The sequence below is a fragment of the Achromobacter xylosoxidans genome, from assembly GCF_002192695.1.
Taxonomy (GTDB): Bacteria; Pseudomonadota; Gammaproteobacteria; order Burkholderiales; family Burkholderiaceae_B; genus Achromobacter; species Achromobacter xylosoxidans_C.
The window spans coordinates 1-19,202 of record NZ_MTLG01000023.1 but is presented as its reverse complement, the minus strand read 5'-3'; the positions used below and the strand labels follow the sequence as shown (position 1 = coordinate 19,202).

Here is a 19,202-nt window from a genome sequence, read left to right as displayed (position 1 = left end):
TGCGAGGCGGCGATGACTGCCGGCGGTCAGGGAGGGAGGAAACCGCGCTGTGTGGTTGCAGCCTTCCCGGACTTTAGCCGATGCGTGCAGCGCGGCGAGGGCGTTCCGGCTGCTGCTGTTGCTTCTCCGCACGCTCCTGGCGCTGCTCCTGCTGTTGCCGGCGGCCTTCCTCGATCAGCACCTGGCCCACGGCCGCGCCGACCTGGCGCTTGAGGCCATCGCGGCCCAGCTCGCTCTTGTTCGCCAGGTCGTTGAAGTCGGTGAAGCCCTTGGGGTTCGCCTGCTGCTCGCCCGGCGCGAAGATCGGGAAGATGGCCTTGCCGCCTACGGCCTTCGCGGCTTCCTCGGCCTTGGCGCGGCCGGGGTTGTGGCCGCGCTCGATCTCCTGGGCCTTGTCGTCGTCGCCGGCGATCACGATGGGCTTGTCGGGGAACTTCTCGCGCAGGGCGCGGGCCACGTGCGGCAGGTTGCCCGAGTCGAACGCGGCCACGGTGGCATGCCCCAGCCCTTCGGCCAGGCTCGCCGCCGTGGCGTAGCCCTCGGAGATCACCAGCGCCGGCGCTGCGGCCAGCGCATCCATGCCGCCAACCGGGTGGAAGCATCCTTCCTTCTTGCTGTCCTTGGCGAACCGTTTGGTGCCGTCCTCCTGGATGTACTGCATCGTCCACTGCTTGCCGTCCGCGTCGAAGGCGGGGATGTAGGTTTTCTGGCCCTCGCGGTCGGTGAACACGCCGGCGTGGGCCTCGATGCCCTTGGCTTGCAGGTAGGGCGTCGGCTGCTCGACCGGCACCAGGTCGGCCATCTGGCGGCCTACGCGCTGCGCGGTGGCTTCCTGGAGCTTGTCTTGCTCGGCCGCACGCTGGGCCAGCTTCTCGGCCGCCTCGGCCTGGAGCTTGGCCTTCTCCTGGTCGCTCAAGGCGTAACCCTTGCTCTTCCAGGTAATGTCCGTGCCGGTCTTGTTGTTGATGATCCGGCCGGCCGGGTGGCCGTCCAGGTGGCCGACATAGAAGCCATCGAGCGCGCCCTTCTTGCCACCCTCGACCGGCACGCGATGCCGCTTGCCGTCCATGATCGGGTGATCGCCCTGGGCGTTGCTGCCGGTGAACAGGCCGGCGCTGCGCATGGCCTCGGCGAACTCTTCCCTTGGCGTCATCGCTGGCCCCTGCTGGGCCTGCACGTTCTCGGGCTTCCACCGCTCCAGCTTCGCCATGTCGGCACGCGGGCCGGCATACCAGGACTTCGCGGCCTTGTCCCAAAGCGCACCGGCGGCCTTGGCGGCGTTGCGCTGTTCGTATGGCACGGCGAGGTACTGGCGGGCCTCCTGCGGGGCCGTGGCGGCCTTCTGGCCGCCGGCATGGGCTTGCGGAGCCTCTTGGGCCTTGCGAGGCTCCACGGCCGCCGTAGCGGCTCCCTGTGCCCACTTGGCGAAGGGGGCCGCATCCACTCCCGCCGGCACGTACCAGGACTGTTCCTTGCGATCCCAGCGCGCTCCGAGCTGCTTGGCCTCGTCCTTCTCCTTGAACGGCACGTTGATGAACTGGCGTTCGCCACTTGCGGCCCTCTGCGCGGCCTTGGGCTGCTCGGCATCGCGCTGGCTGGTCTTGGCTTGCTCGGCCGCAACGAATGCCCTGGCCTCCAGCGCCTTGCGCGCCTCTTTAGCGGCTGAAATGTCCTCGTCGGTGCTGTTCGGATCGCGGCGAACGCGATCCTCTTGCACGCGGGCAACGCGGGTGGCTTTCTCGTACTGGTCGGTTTGGGCGTTGGCGTCGATCAGCGCCAGGCGGTCGGCCAGCTCGTCGGCCTCGCCGAGCGTGCGGGTCGCGGTGAGGTAGGCAAACGCATCTTCGCCGGGCTGCGCATCGCCCTTGCGGGCGTACAGGTGGTAAGCCTCGGGCGTGTCGCCCACGGCGGCGGATTGCAATTCGCCGTCGCGCTCGATCACGCCGACAACCCGCACTTCACCCGTCCAGTCATGGGGCAGGGTGAAGCCCAGCGCGTTGTCGGCCGCCGTGTCGAATGCCTGGCGGTCGCGCTCGCGTGAATTGGTGTTGCCGGTCTTGAGGTCAAGGAAGGTCGCAGCCACCACGGCATCGGGCCGCCGGTTCTCGATGAGGTCATTCATCGCCGCGTTGATCTTGTCTTGCAGCGGTTCGGGGTCGAAGGGCAGTTCGTGGCGCGTCCAGAACTCGTTTTGGGTGTTCATGGGCTGCATGCTGTCCAGCACGTCCAGGGCGCGGTCGATCTGCTCCAGGCTCGCGCTTTCGAGCAAGCGCCCGATGGTGCCTTGCTCGACGTGCTTCAAGGCCCACGCCTCGGCGTCCTGCTGTTGCTTGCCCGCCTGCTGCATGGCCGCGATCCTGACGCCATAGGAATCCTGAATCGACTTCTCGGCCCTGGCGGCGGCGCTCGTCGCCAGCTCGGCCGCCTGGGCCGCCGTCGCGCCGACCGGGATCAGCACGCCGTCCGCGCCGGTGACGTTGCGGCCCTCGCTGGTGTACTGGAACTGCAAGGTGCGGTTGATCCCGTCGCCGTCGGTGATGAAGGCCAGCGCGTCATTGCGGCCGTTCACCGTGTCGAAGGGCTTGGACGCGATGGCGATGCCATCGCCACGCTGCCAGCCGGCCGCCTCCAGGGCGGTCGCCACGGCTTCGTTCTGCGCTTCCGGTGTCTGCATGCTGGCCTCCTGACTTGCAACGGTTTCGCGGGCCTCCCGCACGGCTTCGCGCCAAGTGTCGGACGCGGCCACGAAGGCATCGCCGGCCTTCTGCACGGCTTCATCGTCGTGGCGAGGCTTGTAGCGGGCGTCCCCGGCGTTGTCCTCGCCATAGGCCCGGACAAGCTCACGCTGGAAAGCCTCGTCGGCGGCCTTCATAGCCTCGTACTGGCTTGCCGTGCGCTCGGCCACGGTCTGCACCTGGTCGCCCGGCTGATGGCCCAGCTCGGGCGCGGGCACCGCGTCGGGGAACTTCTCCACCAGGTCGGGGTATTCGGCCAACACCGCCGCCGGCGGGAAGCTGCTGCCCGGCAGGTTCGCGCTGCGGCTCTCGGGCGTGTTGAGGTATAGGGCGTTATTCACCGCGCCGCGATGCACGTCCGCGATGGCTTCCTCGGCCGTGGCGGCATCGGAGAAGGCCGAATAGTCGCCGTGCCTCACTTCCCACTTCCGGCCGTGGTTCATCAATTCCTGCGCGGTCGCCTGGCTGGCAAACTGCGCCAGGGTCAATTCGTGCGGCTGCTGCTGTGCCTGGCTCTGCTGCTGGTCTTGCTCCTGAACCTGCTTTTGCTCGAAGGCGAGCACGTAATCGTGAATCTTCTCGGCGTCGGCGGCGGCGCGGAACACTTCCAGCGGTTCGTCTTGCAGCGCCTTGATCCAAGAACCGACATAGGCGGCGTGTTGGCCCGGATCGTGGCCGATGCCCAGCTCGTCGCCCAAGATCATCGAAGCGATCTCGGCCCGCAGCTCTTCCTTGGCGTAACCCTCGCTCCCGAACGGGTGCGCCAGGTCGCGGTCAAGCCGCGAGGCGTGGCCCGTCCAGTGGCCCAGCTCGTGCAGGGCCGTCGCGTAGTAGTTGTCGGCGCTGGGGAACTGGCCCCGGTCGGGAAGGTGGATGCTGTCGGTCGCCGGCCGGTAGAAGGCGCGATCACCAGGCGCGTGCGTGATCGACGCGCCGGACGCTTTCAGGATGTGCTCGGCGCGCTCGACGGCGCTCCAGGTCTGTTCCTTCTTCTGGATCGGCGGCAGGCCGTCGATCTGCTCGGCGTTGAACACCGTGGCGAAGAACACGCGCGGGCGTTCGAGCTGCACGGTTTCCTTGACCGGCTCGCCCTTCGCGTTGAGAACGGGCCGGCCGCTCTCATCGACCTTGTTCTGTTCCTCGCTGAATTTCCAGTATTGAACGGGCGTGCCCTTCTCGCCCTTGCGTACCTGCGCGCCCACGGCGGCGGCCTGCTTGTAGGTCATCCAACGGCCATCACTGCGGCCCTGGGCCATCAAGTGAATGGCGTTGATGCCCTTGTACCGCTTGCCGGTGGTCGGGTTCATCGGCAAGTAGGCGTTCGGCTCGCCAGGCTCCCACGGTCGTTGCCACGGTGCGGTGCCGGCCTTGAGCTGCTCGATCAGTTTTTCGGCAACGACTTCATGAAATGGCTTCTTCGGTTCCATAGTTTCATCCCTTCGGAATAGTTCGTTGATCTGCGGAAAGGTCTGCTGCGTCCTGGAACGGTCGTGAAGGCCATCGGCGACCATGCACACGATGTTGTGCAGGTCGGCGGATTGCATGGGCCTCACGCGGGCGATGCAGGTTTCCATGAATGACTGCTCGCCGCGCTCGCGCACGTGGGCCTGGCCCACGTGCTGGCCGGGCGCGAGGGTTTCGCAATGCAGCGCCCATACCTCTTCGGCCCGCACGTCCATCGACGTGCCGGCATAGCGGCGGTTGATGTCCTCCCAGCGGTCTTTCATGCCGGGCTGTTCGCGGGCGGCGATGATGCCGTCCAGCAGGGCGCGCTTCTCGGCCGGCGCGAAGGTGTTGGCCCCGTAGTGGCCCAGCACTTCATGCCGCAATGTCACCAGCAGGTCGGCGGCGTCGTCCATGTTCCCAAGGGGCACGTCCACGCGGCCACGGTACGAACGGCCGTTGTGGATTTGCTCCTTCGACAGATAGCCGCCCTTGAGGTCTGCCGGAACTTCCGCTGCGCGGTGGCCGTACAGCTCGCCGGTGCTCTCGCGGAAGTGGTAGATCAGCTCCAACGCGCCCGGATAGTCTCGGGTGAACGCCAGGGTGGCGGCCTGCGCCTCGGCCTGGATGATTGGCATGGGTTAGCCCTCCTGTGGCTTCTTGCGCGCGATGGCCTCGTCCAGCGACTCGCCCGGCTTCCAGTCGTAGAGGCTGCGGACGTTGGCCGTATCCACGAAGGCGGGCAGGTCGGCCGCCGGCTCGCCCTCGGTGATGAAGGCCGGGGCCTGGTCGTCGCCCTGCGAGGCCAGGGCGGCCAGGTCGTCGCCGCTCTCGGCGGCGTCCTGCTCGCTCAAGGCGTCCTCCACGAACGCGCCGGCGCGTTCCGCTTCCTCCGGGTCGAACTCGGCCTGATAGCCGGGCGTGGCCGCGTCGGTCAGCTTCTCGCGCAGCGCGCCGGCGGCTGCTGCGTTGTCGTCAATGGCGGGCAGCTCGGGCAGCACGTCATCGGCCTGGGTGGTGGTTTGCTGGTTCATGGTCATGCTCCTTCGTCTCGGTGGTTACTCGGCAGCGGGGCCGTTGCGGCCCTTGCTGTAGTCGGGCCGACCTTTCAGGTCGGGATAGGTCTGCTTGCACGTGGGGAAGTTGGCGCAGCCCCACCAGAATTGCCCCTTCTTCTTGCTGGGCCGCCGCGACAAGCCGGTGCCGCAGGCCATGCACTTGTGCAGGGACGACACCGGCGCGGCTTCCTTGCCGCCGGCGATGCTCACGGCTCCGCTGTTGGCCTTCGTCACCTGGTCGCGGATGAACTGCTCTTGCTTCGTGATGAAGGCGTCCAGGGCCGCCGTGCCCAGCTCGACGCCCTTCAACATGCGTTCGTAAAGGGCGGTCAGCACCGGGCTTCGCACCACCTCGGGCAGCGCGTCGATGACGCTGCGGCCCAGCGTCGTGCTGACGATCTGCTTGCCCTTGGTTTCCAGGAACGCGCGGCGTTTCAGCTCGGAAATGATGGATGCGCGCGTGGCGGACGTGCCGATGCCGTCGCCTTCGCGCAGCATCTTCTTGTGCTCCGGGTCGCTCACGAACTTGTGGATGTTCTCCATCGCGCGAATCAGCGTGCCTTCGGTGAAGCGCGCCGGCGGCTTGGTTTTCGCATCGCGCCGGGTGGCCTCGGTGCAGGTCACACCGTCGCCTTGCTTCATCACCGGCAGGGTCTGCGCGCCGTTTTCGTCGTCGCCTTCCTTGGCGTCCTCTTCGTCGGCCTGGTCGAACACGTCACGCCAGCCGTTGCGCGTGACCACCTTGCCGGACGCGGCGAAGTTTTCGCCGGCGATCTCCACGCCGACCGTGGTTTGCATGTACTCGTGCAGCGGATAGAACTGCGCCAGGTAGGCGCGGACGATCAGCTCGTAGATGTTGCGCTCGCGTTCGCTCAAGCCGGCCTTGCTGCCCTTCTGCATGGTCGGCACGATGCCGTGGTGCGCCGTGATCTTCGAGTCGTCCCACGTCTTGGACTTGATGCGCGGGTCGGCACCATCGACCAGGCCGGCCAGCTCGGGGTTCACGTGCTTGACGGCCTCCAGGACGCGCGGCGCGTCGGCGTGCTGCGACTCCGGCAGGTAGGCGCAGTCGGTGCGCGGGTAGCTGGTCAGCTTGTGCGTCTCGTAGAGCGCCTGGCAGGTGTTCAGCACGTCCTCGGCGCTGTAGCCGTACCGCGCGGACGCCAGCGCCGTAATGTCCGACAGCGCGAAGGCCAGCGGCTGGTTCTTCTTCTTGGCTTCCTGCTTGTAGGTGGCGATGGTGCCCGGTTGGCCCTTGACGGCGGCCACCAGGGCATCGGCGACGGCGGTATCGACAAGGCGGCCTTCGCTGTCCAGGCCGGCTTGATCTTCCTTCGCCTTCCAGGCGGCCATAAACGTGCCGCCTTCGTGCTGAATCGCTGCGCGGATCGTGTGATACGGCACCGGCTTGAAAGCCTCGATTTCACGGTCACGATTCACGACCAGGGCCAGCGTCGGGGTCTGCACCCGGCCCACGGTCAGCAAGGCCCTGGAACCGCCGCGCTGCGCCCGCAAGGTGTAGGCGCGGCTTAGGTTCATGCCGATCAGCCAGTCGGCCCGCTGCCGGCCGCGTGCGGCGTCGGCCCAGCCCTTGTACGTGGTGTTGTCCTTCAAGGCGGCCAGGCCGCGCTTGACGGAAACCGAATCCTGGGCGGACACCCAAAAGCGGCGCGTCGGCTTGCTGCTCTTGAAGTGCTCCAGCACCTCATCGACCAGCAACTGGCCTTCACGGTCGGGGTCGCCGGCGTTGACGATCTCCTTGGCCTCTTTCAGCAGCTTGCCGATCACGGCGAGCTGCTTCTTGGCATCGTCCTTCGGGTGAAGAATCCAGGTCTGCGGGATGATGGGCAGATCATCGACGCGCCATAGCTTCTTGCCCGATTTCCCGGTCGGCACGTCGTCGGGCGTGTACTCGTCCGGGTCGGCCTGCTCCAGCATGTGCCCGAAGCACCAGGTCACTTTGTCGCCGCCGCATTCGATGTAGCCGTCGCCCTTGCCGGTGACGCCCAGCTCGCCGGCGATGGCCTTGGCGACAGATGGTTTTTCCGCGATGAACAGTCGCATGGTGGTTTCCTCCCCTACCAGGTGATGACCGGACGGATCACGGTCTGAACTTGAGAACGGTTGATGGGGCCGAAGTAGCGCCCGTCGAAAGACGTGTCGCTCACGTCCGACATAAGCAGCAGCTCGGCGCTGCCCAGCGTGTAGGTGCTGGCCTGGAAGCGCGGCAGGGGCCGCCCGGACTTGTCGGCCTGGATCGGCTTGCTGTGGGCCAGCAGCTCGCCATTCACACGCACGCCGTCATCGGCCACCGATACGGCATCGTCTTTAGCGGCTAAAACGCGCTTCATCATGTAGCCGTAGTCGCCAGGGCAGAACCCGGCCCCGATGTAGCCCCTTTCCTTGGCGTCATCGAACACGCCGACCTTCGGCGGGCACCAAAGCACGTAAGCGCCCTTCTCCACCGGCGCGCTGCTCGTCCAGTACAGGCCGACCGGAATGCTCTTGGTGGTGTTGATGCGGGCACCGGCGGCATAGCCGCCAGCGGCCAGCACCAGGGCGGCCACGCCGGCGATGGCAACGCCGGTCGTGATGCGTTTCAGGATGCGGCTCATATCGTGATGCCCTCCCCTGCCTCGACAACCTGACGCAGCCGGTCGGTGGCCTTCGGCGCGGGGATCGCGGCCCGCGCCTGAAACACCGGGTCTTTGAAGTACAGCGGCTGCTTGCCGTAGATGGCCGGGTAGCCGGCGACGTAGATCACCATGTCGCCGGCTTCCTCGATCTCGCCCTTGTCGTTCTTCTTTGGCCCCGGCATCCGCAGGCACTCATCGGGCGTCAGCAAGGGGCGCTGCACTTCCTGGTAGGTGCGCGACACCTGGCCCAGCATGGCCGCCGTGCGGCGGCCGCTGGTCGTGATCTGCTCCTTCACCACGGTGGTCTGCCCGGTCAGTCGGGACAGGTGTTCGGCTGTCTCGACGCGGTTGGGCGGGTAGGCGTTCTGCACGTGGCAGTTCGACGTGATGCTTTCGTCGTGGCCGTAGCCCGTCTCGCGGCTGCGGAGCTGGTTAATGTCCTGGCAAATCAGGTAGCACTTGATGCCGTAGCCGGCGACGAAGGCCAGCGACTCTTGCATGATCTCCAGCTTCCCGAGGCTCGGGAACTCGTCCAGCATCATCAGCAGGCGGTGCTTGTAGTGGGCCACCGGCCGGCCGTTCTCGAAGTCCATCTTGTCGGCCAGCAGGCGCACGATCATGTTCACCATGACGCGCACCAGCGGCCGCAGGCGGGCCTTGTCGTTGGGCTGGGTGACGATGTACAGGCTCACCGGGTCGTCGGAGTGCATCAGGTCTTTGATGCGGAAGTCCGACCGGCTCACGTTGCGCGCCACCACGGGATCGCGGTACAGGGCCAGATAGGATTTGGCCGTGGACAGCACCGATCCCGCTTCCTCTTCGGGCCGATCCATCATGTCGCGGGCCGCCGATCCGATGGCGTGGTGGTTCTGACCGTCCACGTGCCCGTAGGTGGTCATTTCCATCCATAGCTCGCCAATGTCCCGGTTCGGGTCGGCCAGCATGGCATCGACCGATGGCAGCGTGGCCGTGCCGCCCTCGTTCCTGGCCTTGTAGAGCGCGTGCAGGATGACGCCGACCAGGAGCGCGAAGGCGGTCTTTTGCCAGTGCGAATCCAGGCCCTTGCCGTCCGGGTCAACTATCAGAGTTGCTAGGTTCTGCACGTCGCCGACTTCGGCCTCGGTGCCGACGCGGATTTCATCCAGCGGGTTCCAGCACACGCCGCCCGAGCTGCTGGCCGGCTCGAAGCGCAGCACCTTGTTCTTGGCGTGCTTCTGCCTCCAGCCGGCGGTCAGTGCCCACAACTCGCCCTTCAAGTCGGTGATGACGCTGCTTGCGCCCCACGAAAGCAGGGTCGGCACCACCAGGCCGACGCCCTTGCCGCTTCGGGTCGGGGCGTAGGTCAGCACGTGCTCGGGGCCGCTGTGTCGCAGGTAGAAGAAATTGCCGTCCTTGTCCTGCCAGCCGCCGACATAGACGCCGGTGGCGGTGGGCGCGTCCTTGCCGGTGACGATCTCCAGGACGTTCCGCTCGCGCGGCAGCAGGCCGGCGGCCTGAATGTCCTTCTTCTCGGCCCAGCGGGCCGAACCGTGCAGGTACTCGTTCGCCTTCGAGCTGTTGGACGTGACGACTTTCGCCACGGCCACGCCCAGCAGGCCCACGGTGGCAGTCACCATGCCGATGCTGCCGGCCCGCATGATCTCGTCGGGGTACTGGCTGTACCACTTCGCCGACCAGTTCAGGATCGACCAGGGCGCGTACACGTGCCCAAGGTTGGCCCCGAGGCTCGCGTGATACTGGAACGTGTAGGCGAAGAACTGTGTCGCGGCCTGGAGGCCGCCGACCAGGGATACCCCGCCGAGGATCGGCAAGAGCTTGGGGGTCTTTGCCTTTGCGCTGCGAACCTGCGGCCCCACGGCGTTGTTCATCTTGATCTTCATGGCTTCGCCTCCTGCCCCTTCGGGGTGTTCTTGTCGATCAGTTCAAGCCAGTTCTTCGGGTTCTCGGTCGGCGCGATGCCACCGCCAGCAGGCGAACGGCGCGCGCATAGACCGGCGAAGCTCTCGCGGGTCGCCCTGTCCTCGATCCTCTTGATCGCCTCGATCTGGCAATTGGCATCGTTGACCTCGGGCATCGGCGAGCCGGTCGGCTTGCTATCGCAGCCGGCCAGCAGGGCCGCCGCGAGAACGGCAAGCAACAGTGCTTTTTTCATCTACTCCTTCCTTTCGACGTTTTGATGGAGCCTTTCGGCGTGATCGTCACGGCATCGCCGACCGCGATGCGCGACAAGCGCCGGGCCGTGGCCTGGTCAATGGGCATCACCATGACCTCATCGCCTCGTTTCAACAGGGCCAGCGCCTGGCCCTCGATGTTGCGGACGCCCTGGAAAGCAAGGGCACCGTCGCCGTCAGTATATCGCGCGTGCTTCGGTATATCGAAACCTTTTGAGCGTTTCGCCTCGCGTTCCGCGATGTACTTATCCGCCGCAGCAAGGCCCGGCGGCGCGGTTGCTACCCCTGTTCCTGGCCGAGAAATTCCCCGTCGCAGTTGGTGATCTGGCTGGGTTCCTTGCTGCTCCAGGTGACGAGGAACATCACGCGGCAATAGCACTTCACTTCCGCCGGCGATGCGAACCACACCGAGTTGGGACAGCGTTCGCAAACGGTGCTGGCTTTGGGGCGGCGGGACTCGTCCAATGCGTCCAATGTCGGGCTTCCGGTGGACGGCTCCGGCGTGAACGCCGGCGGCGTCGGTTCGCCCGGCACCTGGTCGCCCGAAGCCTGCTCGGGCGATGGCGACGGGTCGGGCAGCGTCGTCGTGGGCAGCGGCTCGCTGTCCAGGGCCGCCAGGGCCGCGTCCAGCTCGTCCTCGATGTTCTGCGGGTCGCTGGTCGGCTCGCTCGGTTCGGTCGGGTCGCTCATGGGTGTTCTCCTTCTTCAATAGCGCAAGCCGCCGGCTCTCCAGGGCCGGATCGGCGAACGTGATGGGTAGCTGGGAATCAACGGCCGCGCGGATGACCTGCGCCTTGAATTGCGTGGTGCCGTTGACGGTGATGCGGCTGCCGTAGCGTTCCATCGCCAGCCGTAGAGCTTCTTGCAGGCCCTCGCGCGTGGCCTCGCGCGAGACTTGCAGCTTGTCGCCATCGTCCCGGACGGCCGACAGGCCGGCGCGGAAGATGATCGTGCCCTTCTTGGTGATGTTGTCCGTCACCGGGGCGTGGCCGGGGCGTGCATCGCCCCGGCCCTGGATGGTGTTGCCTTGCAAGCCCTGCGCGGCCTCTCGGGCGCGCAGGGCAGCCAACGCCTCGGCGTTGCCGTGGGTCGCTTCCTTCTTGAGCCAGTCGGCCCACGTGCGGCGGCTGTGGCTGTCGTAGAGGGCCTGGCGGTCTTGCTGGTACTGCTTGTTGATCGCCTGGATTTCGTCGCGCAGGGCCTTGCTGGCCTGGGCGTACAGCAGCTTCTTGTTCGTGCGGCTTTCGCCGACCACCTTGATCGTCGCGCGGCGCAGGCGGTTGGAACGCTTCGCGGCCTCGACCAGCCGATCCTTGCGGCGGCGGGCCTGCTCCAGCGCCTGCCCACGTGTCGCGGTCAAGGTCTGCTGCTCGGCCTTGTACCGGGCGTACAGCTCGACGGTGTTCACGCGCAAGCGGATCGGGTCTTTCTGGTACTGCCGCTTCGCTTTGGTTCGTGTCTGCCGTTCGGGCGAAGGCTCGAACGGGCCAAGCCGCGCCTCCAGCTTCGGCTTGGAAAGGTCGCGGGCTAGGGTGCTTGCCTTGACCATCGTTCCGTCGCCGGCCTCGATCACAAGGCCGTTCGCACGCTCGCGCAGCTCCAGGCCGTTGTCGCGCATGACCTGGTGCAGCTCCTGCCAGGACTGCGCGCCCTTGATCTCGTCCAGGCATTCGCGCTTGATCCAGCCGACCAGGCTTTCCACGCCGGCGTGCCGCTCCATGTCGGCCGCCCTGCCCTCGGCCCCGCGCTGGCGTGGTTCGTGGTTGTCGCGCTCCAGGCCGTAGTCGCGCTCCAGGGCCGTGCAAAGTTCGGCCAGCGTCCGGTGCTGGCCGAACGGCTCGTGCATCGTGTGTCGCGTGGGGTGAATCTTGTTGATGGCGATATGGATGTGCAGGTTGTCCGTGTCGTTATGAACGGCACTGACGCGCTGATGCTCGGCGAAGCCAAGCCCAGCGCAGATTCGTTCCTCTATCGCCCGCAAGGTGTCGGCGCTGGGCTGCTCGCCAGCCCGGAAGCTGACGATCAGGTGATAGGTCTTGTCGCCCTTGGCCCGCGTGTTCGTGTGCTGGGTCGCCAGAACCTCCGTGATGGCGTCCTGTACCGACATGGCATCGCAGTTCGTGATCTGCACCTGGCCCAGCCGGTGATCCTTGCTCTGCGCGTCGGTGACGTAGTTCACCAGGCCGGCGAAGTCGGACTTGCCCAGCGAGCGCATGGGTACGTGCTTGACGATCATCGGCCGGCCTCCGGCGTTTTAGCCGCTAAAACGCTCAAGGCTCGGCCCTCGGCTGCACCACGGACTTCATGAGGCGGCTCATTTCGTCCTGGGTGGCTTCAATCCGGCCCAGCAGGGCAAGGATCGTCGCGTCGCCGAAGCGAGCCGTGCGCGGGTCGTCGGTCAGCCATAGCTTGAGCAAGCCGCCCAGCCGGCCAAGGTCGCCATTCACGCGCACCAGCTCGCGCACGTATTCGTAATCCATGACGCCCTTGATCTGGTAGCCCTGGCCCACGTCGCGCAGGTAGCGCGCCACGCTGACCCCGGCCCTCTTGGCGTTCGCCTCGATCAGTTCCTTCTCTTCGGGGAACACCGGCACCCGCAGGTGCTGCCGCCGCTTCGCTGTCGGCTGTTCGTCGGCTTCCATGTCGTCACCCCTTGAGCGCGTGCGCCGTGTGCCGCGCGTAGGTCGCCACGGCTCGCCAGTAGGCGGCCATCGGCCCCTTGCGGCGTGCCCATGCCTTCTCGGCTTCGTCGTTGGCCTGCGTGCGCAGCTCGCGCAGCACGCGGGCGAGGCGCTGCCGGTCGGCCACCGGCAGCGCCTGGAGTTCGCGGCCTGCTGGAAGCTCCAGCAGCGGATTGATGTAGCCCATGTCGTTCGTCTCTCGTTTCTTGCCGGCGGTAGCCGGCCGCCTCGCAGAGCAGGATGCCCGTTGAGTGCCGCAGGCGCGAATAAGGGACAGCGAAGATAGATAACCGGCTCGCCGGTTAGCTAACTTCGCCTATCCTGCCCGCCTTACGGCGTTGATAACACCAAGGAAAGTCTATACCGAAACCTTCGCATCTGTCTGCATTCAGCGCGAAAAGATGGCGGATATATCGAATGAAGGCGTACAATGCCTGGAAAGCGCGCTAGATGCAGCGGTGTCAGGCTGCTATCCACGCGCTTTACATAGACTTTCCACGGGTCGATACATGAAAATGACGGCTATTTACAAACCACGGAAGCGAGGCGATGGCAGAAAGCAGCTACCCCGACGAGCTGGCCGCGTGGATCGAGAAACGAGCGGCCAAGAAGCGCCGACAGGACGCGGCCGCAGTCGCGTTCCTGGCGGTGCGTGGGGATGTGAAGGCCGCGATGGACTCGGGCTATGCGGTGACGACGATCTACGAGCACATGCGCGAAACCGGCCGGGTGAAGTGCAGCTACGAGACGTTCCGCAAGCACGTCCAGCGGTTCATCAAGGCGGCCCCAGCAGCACCCGCGCCGGTGCCCCCCACGGCGGCCGACCAGGCCAAGGGGGGAAAGCCGGCGCAACAGGAAGGGGGGTCGAAGGCGAAGAAGCCGAAGGCACCCGAGCCGAAGAAACCCGAGCCGGCAGGGATCGCCGGCTTCAACTTCAACCCGAAACCGAATAAAGAGGATTTACTGTAATGGCGAAAATTCACATGGTCTTGCAGGGCAAGGGCGGCGTCGGCAAGTCGATGATCGCGGCCACCATTGCGCAGTACAAGGCGAGCAAAGGGCAGACGCCGCTTTGCATCGACACCGATCCGGTCAACAGCACCTTCGAGGGGTACAAGGCCCTGAACGTGCAGCGTCTGAACATCATGGACGGCGACGAGATCAACACCCGGAACTTCGATGCCCTGGTGGAGCAAATCGCCTCGACCAAGGGCGACGTCATCATCGACAACGGGGCCAGCTCGTTTGTGCCGCTGTCCAGCTACTTGATCGGGAACCAGGTGCCGGCGCTGCTCCAGGACATGGGGCACGAACTTGTGGTGCATACGGTCGTCACCGGCGGGCAAGCCTTCCTCGACACCCTGAACGGCTTTAGCACGCTCGCCAGGCAGTTCCCGGCCGAATGCGTGTTCGTGGTCTGGCTGAACCCGTACTGGGGGCCTATCGAGCACGAAGGCAAGGGCTTCGAGAAGATGAAGGCGTACACCGACAACAAGGCGCGCGTGTCGGCCATCATCCAGATTCCGGCGCTCAAGGAAGAAACCTACGGCCGCGACTTCTCGGAAATGCTCCAGGATCGCCGGACGTTCGATGAGGCCCTGGCCGATTCGGCGCTCACGATCATGACGCGGCAGCGGCTCAAGATCGTGAAGTCGCAGCTCTTCCAGCAGCTCGACAACGCGGCGGTGCTCTGATGGCGAGCGACGACAAGATCGAAGAGCTGATACGGGAAATCGCGGTCAAGCACGGCATCGCCGTGGGCCGCGATGACCCGATCTTGATTCTCCAGACGATCAACACCCGCTTGATGCAGGACAGCCAGGCCGCGCAGCAAGAAATCCTGGATCGCTTCAAGGAAGAGCTGGAAGCCATCGCACACCGCTGGGGAGATGACGCCAAGGGGAAGGCCGAAAGGACGCTCAACGCGGCCCTGACGGCCTCCAAAGAGGCAATGGCGAAGGGGATGCAGGACGGCGGCAAGGCGGCGGCCGAGGCCGTGCGCCGCGAGTTGGAAGCGGCAGCCGTCCAGTTCGCGGCCCCGGTGCGCGAGGCGCGGCGGGTCGCGTACATGAACATCGTCGCCGCCGGCATGGCCGTTTTCGCGGCGGCCTTGGCGCTGTGGGCATCGCTGTAAATGGCGATGCGGGATCTCATCGTCAGAAATGGCGATGGTCGACCGCGCCGGCGGCATCGCCGGAACTGGCGAGGCTGGCCAGCCCCTTGCATCGTCGGGAATGACGATGCTGCAGGATGCCCGCCGTCGGCGGGCCTGCATCGTCGGAAACGGCGAGGCTCGAGAAAGAAGCCCGGCAGTTGCCGGGCTTTCGCTTTAGACGGGCCGGGTGAGGCCCAAGCTCTGCGACCGGCCTGGTCGCTGCTCCAGGGCCTGCGCCTGCTTGCGCTCCTGTTCCTCGCGGCGTTGCAGCGCCTGGTGCCGGCGTGCCGCCTCGCGCATGGCATCCCAATCGGATGCCAGCTCGGGGTTCTCGGCGCGCATCTTCCGGGTCGCCAGCTCTTCGACTTTCGGCGAGTGCAGGCCCATCCCTTCCTTGATCTCGCGGACGGCCTCCAGGCGAACGTGCAGGGACTGCAAGCGCGCCTGCTGCTGCATCTGCTGGTTCTGCCAGGCGCGTTTCGCGCCCGGCCGGGACAGTAGGCCCGGCTGGTTGGCCTGGGTCTGCTGCAAGCGCGCTTGCTGCCGGTCGATCAGGTTTTCAAGGCGATCCTCGATGCGCTCCACCTGGTCGTGCTTGGCCTGAACGTACAGGGCAAGGGCTTCCTGGTAGGTCTGGTCGAGCGGCGCGGCCTCTAAGGCCGCCTGCTGCTCGGCCTCGGTGGCCTCGGCAGCAGCCAGCAGGCCGTCGCCGGTGGCGTCGGTTCTGCTGGTCGTGCTGGTCGTGAAGCCGGCGGATGCCGGCTGAATGCGGCGGGCGTCTGCCCGGCCGGCGGTGGGTGTGAGTCGTCTCAAGGCGTGGCCCTCCTTTTAGCCGCTAAAAGCTATCGGGATCGGCCTCGCGTGAGTTTCGGGGCCTCGGCGGCAACTACTGCTTTGCCTTGTGCGCTGTAGCTGATGCTCTTCGCACTCCCGATTTCAGGTACTTTATCGAAATCTGACCGGGCGTGCATGACAAAGTTCTTGCCGATCTGCTGGAACACCTGATTGTTGTCGGCATGAACGATCACGCCATCATGAGTCTGCTTCTTGTCGGCCTGCTGGGCCATGTATAGGTTGTAGATGCCAGGCTTTAACGCGCCCGCCTTATCAACCTTCTGATTGGCCCAAGCCCCTTCTTGCTCGGTCTGAACGATCCGCTGTCCGTTCATGACCAAGAGGCGTTGTTTCATAGGGCGCTCCTATCGTTAGTGTTTCGCAAAATGTTGGAATCCCTCCTTTGGCCTTCTAGGTGTTCCGTCTCCGGCAATAAAAAAGCCGACCTCGGCACGCGAGGCCGGCTCGTCCTTGGGGCCGGGGAGATACGACTAAAGCTACATTTTATTGAAAATCTGCATAGCCGTCAGGCGTTTCTCGTGCTATCGCCCTTGCCCTTGCCCTTCCCGGCGGCCATGACGGTCTCCAGGGCCTCCAGGCGACCCCGCAGAGTAGCCGCTTCCTCGCGGGCTTGGCTGACCTCCTTGCGCGCCGCATCGCGCTCGGCCTGAGTAGCCGTCAGTCGCTCGGCCTGGCGGTGCGCCTCGGCCGCGATCTGCTTGCGCTGCTCCTGGTGCGCCTGGTCGGCGGCGTCGGCCTTGGCCTGCACCTTCGCCAGCTCGCCGCGCACCTGGTCAAGCTGACCGGCCAGCGCCTGGGCGGCCTTCTGCTGCTCGGTCGCTGCCTGGTTCGCACGCTCCAGGTCGGCCCGCAGCTCGCCGGCGCGGCGCTCGACCTCGGTTGCCTTGCTGTTCGCGGCCGCCAGCTCGGCCCGCAGGGCCTCCACCTGGTCGGCGCTGGCCGCCGCTTTCTCCTGGGCCTTGTCGCGCTCGCTGCGCACCTGGCGCGCCTCCTGGTGGGCGTGATCCAGCTCCGTGCGCAGCTCGCCGGCGCGGGCCTCGGCCGTGGCCGCTTTCTCGCCGGCCGCTGCCAGCTTCTCGCGTAGCGCCTCGGCCTCGGCCTTGGCGGTGGCTTCTGCGGCCTCCAGCGCCGCGATACGACCCTTGGCCTCGTCCAGCTCGACGGTGAGCTGGTCGGCCAGCTCTGCGGCCTCCTGGCGCGCGGCCTCGGTTTCCTGGCGGACAGCTTCCAGCGCCTCGCGCTCGGCGGCCAGCCGGTTGTTCGCCATGTCCAGGGCCACGGCCCACAAGTCGCCGCCCAGCTCGGCCAGCTTCTCGGTGATCGAAGCCGGGGCCGGCTCGCGGATCGGGGCCGCCTGGCTGGCCTTGCGCGCCCGCCATTCGTTCATCGCCTCGGAAATGGTCGTGAAGCTCCCGCCGCCGAGCTGCTTGCGCACGCTCGCCAGGGTGGGGTTCTGGCCGGCGGCGTCCAGGTCGTCGGCGACCGCAAATATCTGCTCTTTCGTGATTGCCATGATTGGGCCTCCTTTTGGCCGGTGTTGTATGTTGTAGCGTGTAGCATACTACAACATACAACAAGGCGCAAGGGTTTAGCTGAACTTTTTTAGCGGCTAAAACGCGGCCGGCCCCGGCGCTGGGCACGCAGGCAAAAAAAGCCCCGCTCGATGGCGGGGCGCAGGGGTGTGGGGGGTCGGCGGGGTCTCGTGCAGGGGCGTCTAGCCCTCCAGCAGCGCGACAAGCTGCACGGTGCCAAGGTCGGCCTCGAACTCCTGGCCGTCATCCTCGTACTTGAGCCAGGCCCAGCCCTCGGCCGGCGGCCGGCGGTTGAGGATCAGGCGGGCAGGGCGGTCATCGTGCTTGACCTGGATGATCGCCTTCTTGAGCTTGTCCGGGTCGGGTTCCTTCGGCTCCTTCTTCTTGGCGTCATCATCCGGGCCTTGCCCGTCGCCGTCGCCCTCGGCCTCGCCGTCCGTCTTGCCGGTGAAGGCATCGACGGTGTTGGGGTCGCGCTCGCCGTCCTGGCTGCGCTTGTCCTCCAGGTACTCGCGCAGCATCTTGACCGATCCGCGCGTCAGCTCCTGGCTGTCGTCCTCCAGCCATACGCGCACTTCCTCGGGGTTCTTCTTGTACGCCGTGGCAAGCTCGTTGATAACGGTCACGTCCTTGCTGCGGCCAGCGTTGAACGCCCTGGCAATCGGCTCCGGCAAGTCCAGCAGCGTGACGTGCTGCGTGACGAATGCCGGCGACTTGCCGATCTCCTTGGCGATCTCCGACTTCTTCTTGCCCTTCGCCAGCTCGCGGCCGATGAAGTCCGCGATCTCGCGGGCCGTCAGCTCGTTGCGTTGCAGGTTCTCGATTACCTGGTCGGCCTCGTTGTAGTCGTTGTCGATGAAGGCCGGGATGCTGGTCTTTTCGGCCCACTTCGAGCCACGGTAGCGCCGTGCGCCGTGGTTGATGAGGTAGCGGCCCGGCGCGTCCGGGTTCTCGCGCACGCTGATGGGCGACTTCACGCCTCGGGCCTTGATCGTCTCGCCGATCTCGGCGATGGACTCCGGCGAGAAGCCGGGATTGTCGGCCGTGCGCGGCTGGTGTGGATCTTCGTCAATCAGGTCAAGCAGCAGCTCCTGGGGGCCGCCGCCAGGGGCCGCATTCGCGGCCTGTGGCTCGTCCAGCAGGCTCGACAGGTCGCCGAGGCCATCCAGGCCCAGCCCGCCGCCCTTGGGCTTCTCTGCGGCCGCTTGCGGGGCCTTCTTCGTGGCGTTGGTCTTTACGGCGCTGGTCATTGCGCGATCTCCATCTTCGTGTACACGTAATCCGCCAGGGCGCGCACTTCCTGCGTGGCCTTGCGCGCGGCGGTTTTCTTGATCTTCCACACCGGCATCTGCTCGCCCAGCGCCTCCGCGATGCTGTCTCGCGCGCCGACACTGAACGGCAAGATCAGTTGCGGGTATGCCTGCTGCAAGGTCGCCAGGTTGCTGACGTGGCGCGGCTTCCGCGCGTCCACCTTGTTGGGCACCATGCCGAGGAAGCGCAGCTTCGGGTTCTGCTTGCGCAGGTTGCCGATGACGGCAACCATCTTCTTCATGCCCTGCAAGCTATACGCCTCCATTTCGACCGGCGAAAGCATGTAGTCGGCGGCCAGCACGGCCGCCGTCATGGCAACGCCAAGGGAAGGGGCCGTGTCGATCAGGCACACGTCGAAGAACTCGCCCAGCGCCTCGATGCTGGCCCGCAGCGCGCCGGCGGCCTGGGCCAAGTCCATCTTGTCCAGGTTCGCCAGGCTGGCGTCGGCCGCGATCAGCGCCAGGCCGTCATCTTCCCGGCCAGCGAACCAGGCGCGCAGCTCGTCGCCGCCGGCGGTGAACATGCGACTGGCGGGATAGCCCGAGTCGTGGCCGGCCAGCGTCCAGCTCGCATTGCCCTGGGTGTCCAGGTCGATCACTGCAACCCGAAGGCCGCGCTCCTGGAA

The 19,202-nt window shown here is 66.1% G+C and carries 17 protein-coding genes; 3 read left to right on the top strand and 14 right to left on the bottom strand.

What is annotated here, in order from left to right; genetic code table 11:
• Positions 1-73: 73 nt before the first annotated feature.
• Genes BRO63_RS04100 through BRO63_RS04060 form a run of 9 tightly spaced genes read right to left on the bottom strand, consistent with a single transcriptional unit; the run spans position 74 to position 12,911 of the window.
• On the bottom strand, positions 74-4,816 hold the full coding sequence (locus BRO63_RS04100) for a zincin-like metallopeptidase domain-containing protein (protein ID WP_011798687.1): 4,743 nt from the start codon (positions 4,814-4,816) through the stop codon (positions 74-76).
• 3 nt (positions 4,817-4,819) lie between these two features.
• On the bottom strand, positions 4,820-5,212 hold the full coding sequence (locus BRO63_RS04095; RefSeq protein ID WP_011798735.1) for a hypothetical protein: 393 nt from the start codon (positions 5,210-5,212) through the stop codon (positions 4,820-4,822).
• Between the two features lie 24 nt (positions 5,213-5,236).
• Entirely contained in the window at positions 5,237-7,300 is a 2,064-nt protein-coding gene (locus BRO63_RS04090) for a DNA topoisomerase III (protein ID WP_088138645.1), read from the bottom strand.
• Positions 7,301-7,314: 14 nt separating this feature from the next.
• The gene (gene traF, locus BRO63_RS04085; protein ID WP_011304092.1) at positions 7,315-7,851 is read right to left on the bottom strand and encodes a conjugative transfer signal peptidase TraF; all 537 of its coding nucleotides are present in this window, start codon (positions 7,849-7,851) and stop codon (positions 7,315-7,317) included.
• On the bottom strand, positions 7,848-9,752 hold the full coding sequence (locus tag BRO63_RS04080) for a type IV secretory system conjugative DNA transfer family protein (RefSeq protein ID WP_011798733.1): 1,905 nt from the start codon (positions 9,750-9,752) through the stop codon (positions 7,848-7,850). The genes traF and BRO63_RS04080 overlap by 4 nt, the downstream gene beginning before the upstream one ends.
• Positions 9,749-10,024, bottom strand: coding sequence for an entry exclusion lipoprotein TrbK (gene trbK, locus BRO63_RS04075; RefSeq protein ID WP_011798732.1), 276 nt, complete (start codon positions 10,022-10,024; stop codon positions 9,749-9,751). The genes BRO63_RS04080 and trbK overlap by 4 nt, the downstream gene beginning before the upstream one ends.
• Entirely contained in the window at positions 10,021-12,279 is a 2,259-nt protein-coding gene (traI, locus tag BRO63_RS04070; RefSeq protein WP_011798731.1) for a TraI/MobA(P) family conjugative relaxase, read from the bottom strand. The genes trbK and traI overlap by 4 nt, the downstream gene beginning before the upstream one ends.
• Before the next feature lie 34 nt (positions 12,280-12,313).
• Entirely contained in the window at positions 12,314-12,685 is a 372-nt protein-coding gene (gene traJ / locus BRO63_RS04065) for a conjugal transfer transcriptional regulator TraJ (protein ID WP_011013290.1), read from the bottom strand.
• 4 nt (positions 12,686-12,689) lie between these two features.
• Positions 12,690-12,911, bottom strand: coding sequence for a hypothetical protein (locus BRO63_RS04060; protein WP_011798730.1), 222 nt, complete (start codon positions 12,909-12,911; stop codon positions 12,690-12,692).
• A gap of 362 nt (positions 12,912-13,273) precedes the next feature.
• Between BRO63_RS04060 and BRO63_RS04055 the strand changes: the two genes are divergently transcribed.
• From BRO63_RS04055 to BRO63_RS04045, 3 genes are read left to right on the top strand one after another with little or no spacing between them, the layout of a single operon-like run.
• Positions 13,274-13,693: a TraK family protein gene (locus BRO63_RS04055; protein WP_011798729.1), complete on the top strand. Its 420-nt coding sequence runs from the start codon at positions 13,274-13,276 to the stop codon at positions 13,691-13,693.
• On the top strand, positions 13,693-14,418 hold the full coding sequence (locus BRO63_RS04050) for a nucleotide-binding protein (protein ID WP_011304098.1): 726 nt from the start codon (positions 13,693-13,695) through the stop codon (positions 14,416-14,418). Before BRO63_RS04055 ends, BRO63_RS04050 begins: the two co-directional genes overlap by 1 nt.
• A complete protein-coding gene (locus BRO63_RS04045) occupies positions 14,418-14,858 on the top strand; it encodes a conjugal transfer protein TraM (protein ID WP_011304099.1) in 441 nt (146 codons plus the stop codon). The genes BRO63_RS04050 and BRO63_RS04045 overlap by 1 nt, the downstream gene beginning before the upstream one ends.
• Positions 14,859-15,053: 195 nt before the next feature.
• Here the strand turns inward: BRO63_RS04045 and BRO63_RS04040 are convergent, their stop codons facing one another.
• From BRO63_RS04040 to BRO63_RS04020, 5 genes are all read right to left on the bottom strand, one after another.
• Positions 15,054-15,692: an IncP plasmid survival protein KfrC family protein gene (locus BRO63_RS04040; protein WP_011798728.1), complete on the bottom strand. Its 639-nt coding sequence runs from the start codon at positions 15,690-15,692 to the stop codon at positions 15,054-15,056.
• A 29-nt stretch (positions 15,693-15,721) separates the two neighbouring features.
• The gene (kfrB, locus tag BRO63_RS04035; protein ID WP_011798727.1) at positions 15,722-16,069 is read right to left on the bottom strand and encodes an IncP plasmid survival protein KfrB; all 348 of its coding nucleotides are present in this window, start codon (positions 16,067-16,069) and stop codon (positions 15,722-15,724) included.
• Between the two features lie 170 nt (positions 16,070-16,239).
• Positions 16,240-17,247 (bottom strand): DNA-binding protein, encoded by a 1,008-nt coding sequence (locus BRO63_RS04030; protein ID WP_011798726.1) that lies wholly within the window; start codon positions 17,245-17,247, stop codon positions 16,240-16,242.
• A 201-nt stretch (positions 17,248-17,448) separates the two neighbouring features.
• Complete coding sequence (locus BRO63_RS04025; RefSeq protein WP_088138644.1) at positions 17,449-18,516, bottom strand: transcriptional repressor gene korB; 1,068 nt, start codon at positions 18,514-18,516, stop codon at positions 17,449-17,451.
• On the bottom strand, positions 18,513-19,202 hold a 690-nt coding region (locus BRO63_RS04020), incomplete at its 5' end, for a ParA family protein (RefSeq protein ID WP_218824082.1). The genes BRO63_RS04020 and BRO63_RS04025, both read right to left, overlap by 4 nt.

Bases quoted from the DNA above. Each gene is read 5' to 3' on its own strand.
- BRO63_RS04100 (WP_011798687.1), bottom strand. From the start codon at position 4,816: ATGCCAATCATCCAGGCCGAGGCGCAGGCCGCCACCCTGGCGTTCACC.
- BRO63_RS04095 (WP_011798735.1), bottom strand. From the start codon at position 5,212: ATGAACCAGCAAACCACCACCCAGGCCGATGACGTGCTGCCCGAGCTG.
- BRO63_RS04090 (WP_088138645.1), bottom strand. From the start codon at position 7,300: ATGCGACTGTTCATCGCGGAAAAACCATCTGTCGCCAAGGCCATCGCC.
- traF (WP_011304092.1), bottom strand. From the start codon at position 7,851: ATGAGCCGCATCCTGAAACGCATCACGACCGGCGTTGCCATCGCCGGC.
- BRO63_RS04080 (WP_011798733.1), bottom strand. From the start codon at position 9,752: ATGAAGATCAAGATGAACAACGCCGTGGGGCCGCAGGTTCGCAGCGCA.
- trbK (WP_011798732.1), bottom strand. From the start codon at position 10,024: ATGAAAAAAGCACTGTTGCTTGCCGTTCTCGCGGCGGCCCTGCTGGCC.
- traI (WP_011798731.1), bottom strand. From the start codon at position 12,279: ATGATCGTCAAGCACGTACCCATGCGCTCGCTGGGCAAGTCCGACTTC.
- traJ (WP_011013290.1), bottom strand. From the start codon at position 12,685: ATGGAAGCCGACGAACAGCCGACAGCGAAGCGGCGGCAGCACCTGCGG.
- BRO63_RS04060 (WP_011798730.1), bottom strand. From the start codon at position 12,911: ATGGGCTACATCAATCCGCTGCTGGAGCTTCCAGCAGGCCGCGAACTC.
- BRO63_RS04055 (WP_011798729.1), top strand. From the start codon at position 13,274: ATGGCAGAAAGCAGCTACCCCGACGAGCTGGCCGCGTGGATCGAGAAA.
- BRO63_RS04050 (WP_011304098.1), top strand. From the start codon at position 13,693: ATGGCGAAAATTCACATGGTCTTGCAGGGCAAGGGCGGCGTCGGCAAG.
- BRO63_RS04045 (WP_011304099.1), top strand. From the start codon at position 14,418: ATGGCGAGCGACGACAAGATCGAAGAGCTGATACGGGAAATCGCGGTC.
- kfrB (WP_011798727.1), bottom strand. From the start codon at position 16,069: ATGAAACAACGCCTCTTGGTCATGAACGGACAGCGGATCGTTCAGACC.
- BRO63_RS04030 (WP_011798726.1), bottom strand. From the start codon at position 17,247: ATGGCAATCACGAAAGAGCAGATATTTGCGGTCGCCGACGACCTGGAC.
- BRO63_RS04025 (WP_088138644.1), bottom strand. From the start codon at position 18,516: ATGACCAGCGCCGTAAAGACCAACGCCACGAAGAAGGCCCCGCAAGCG.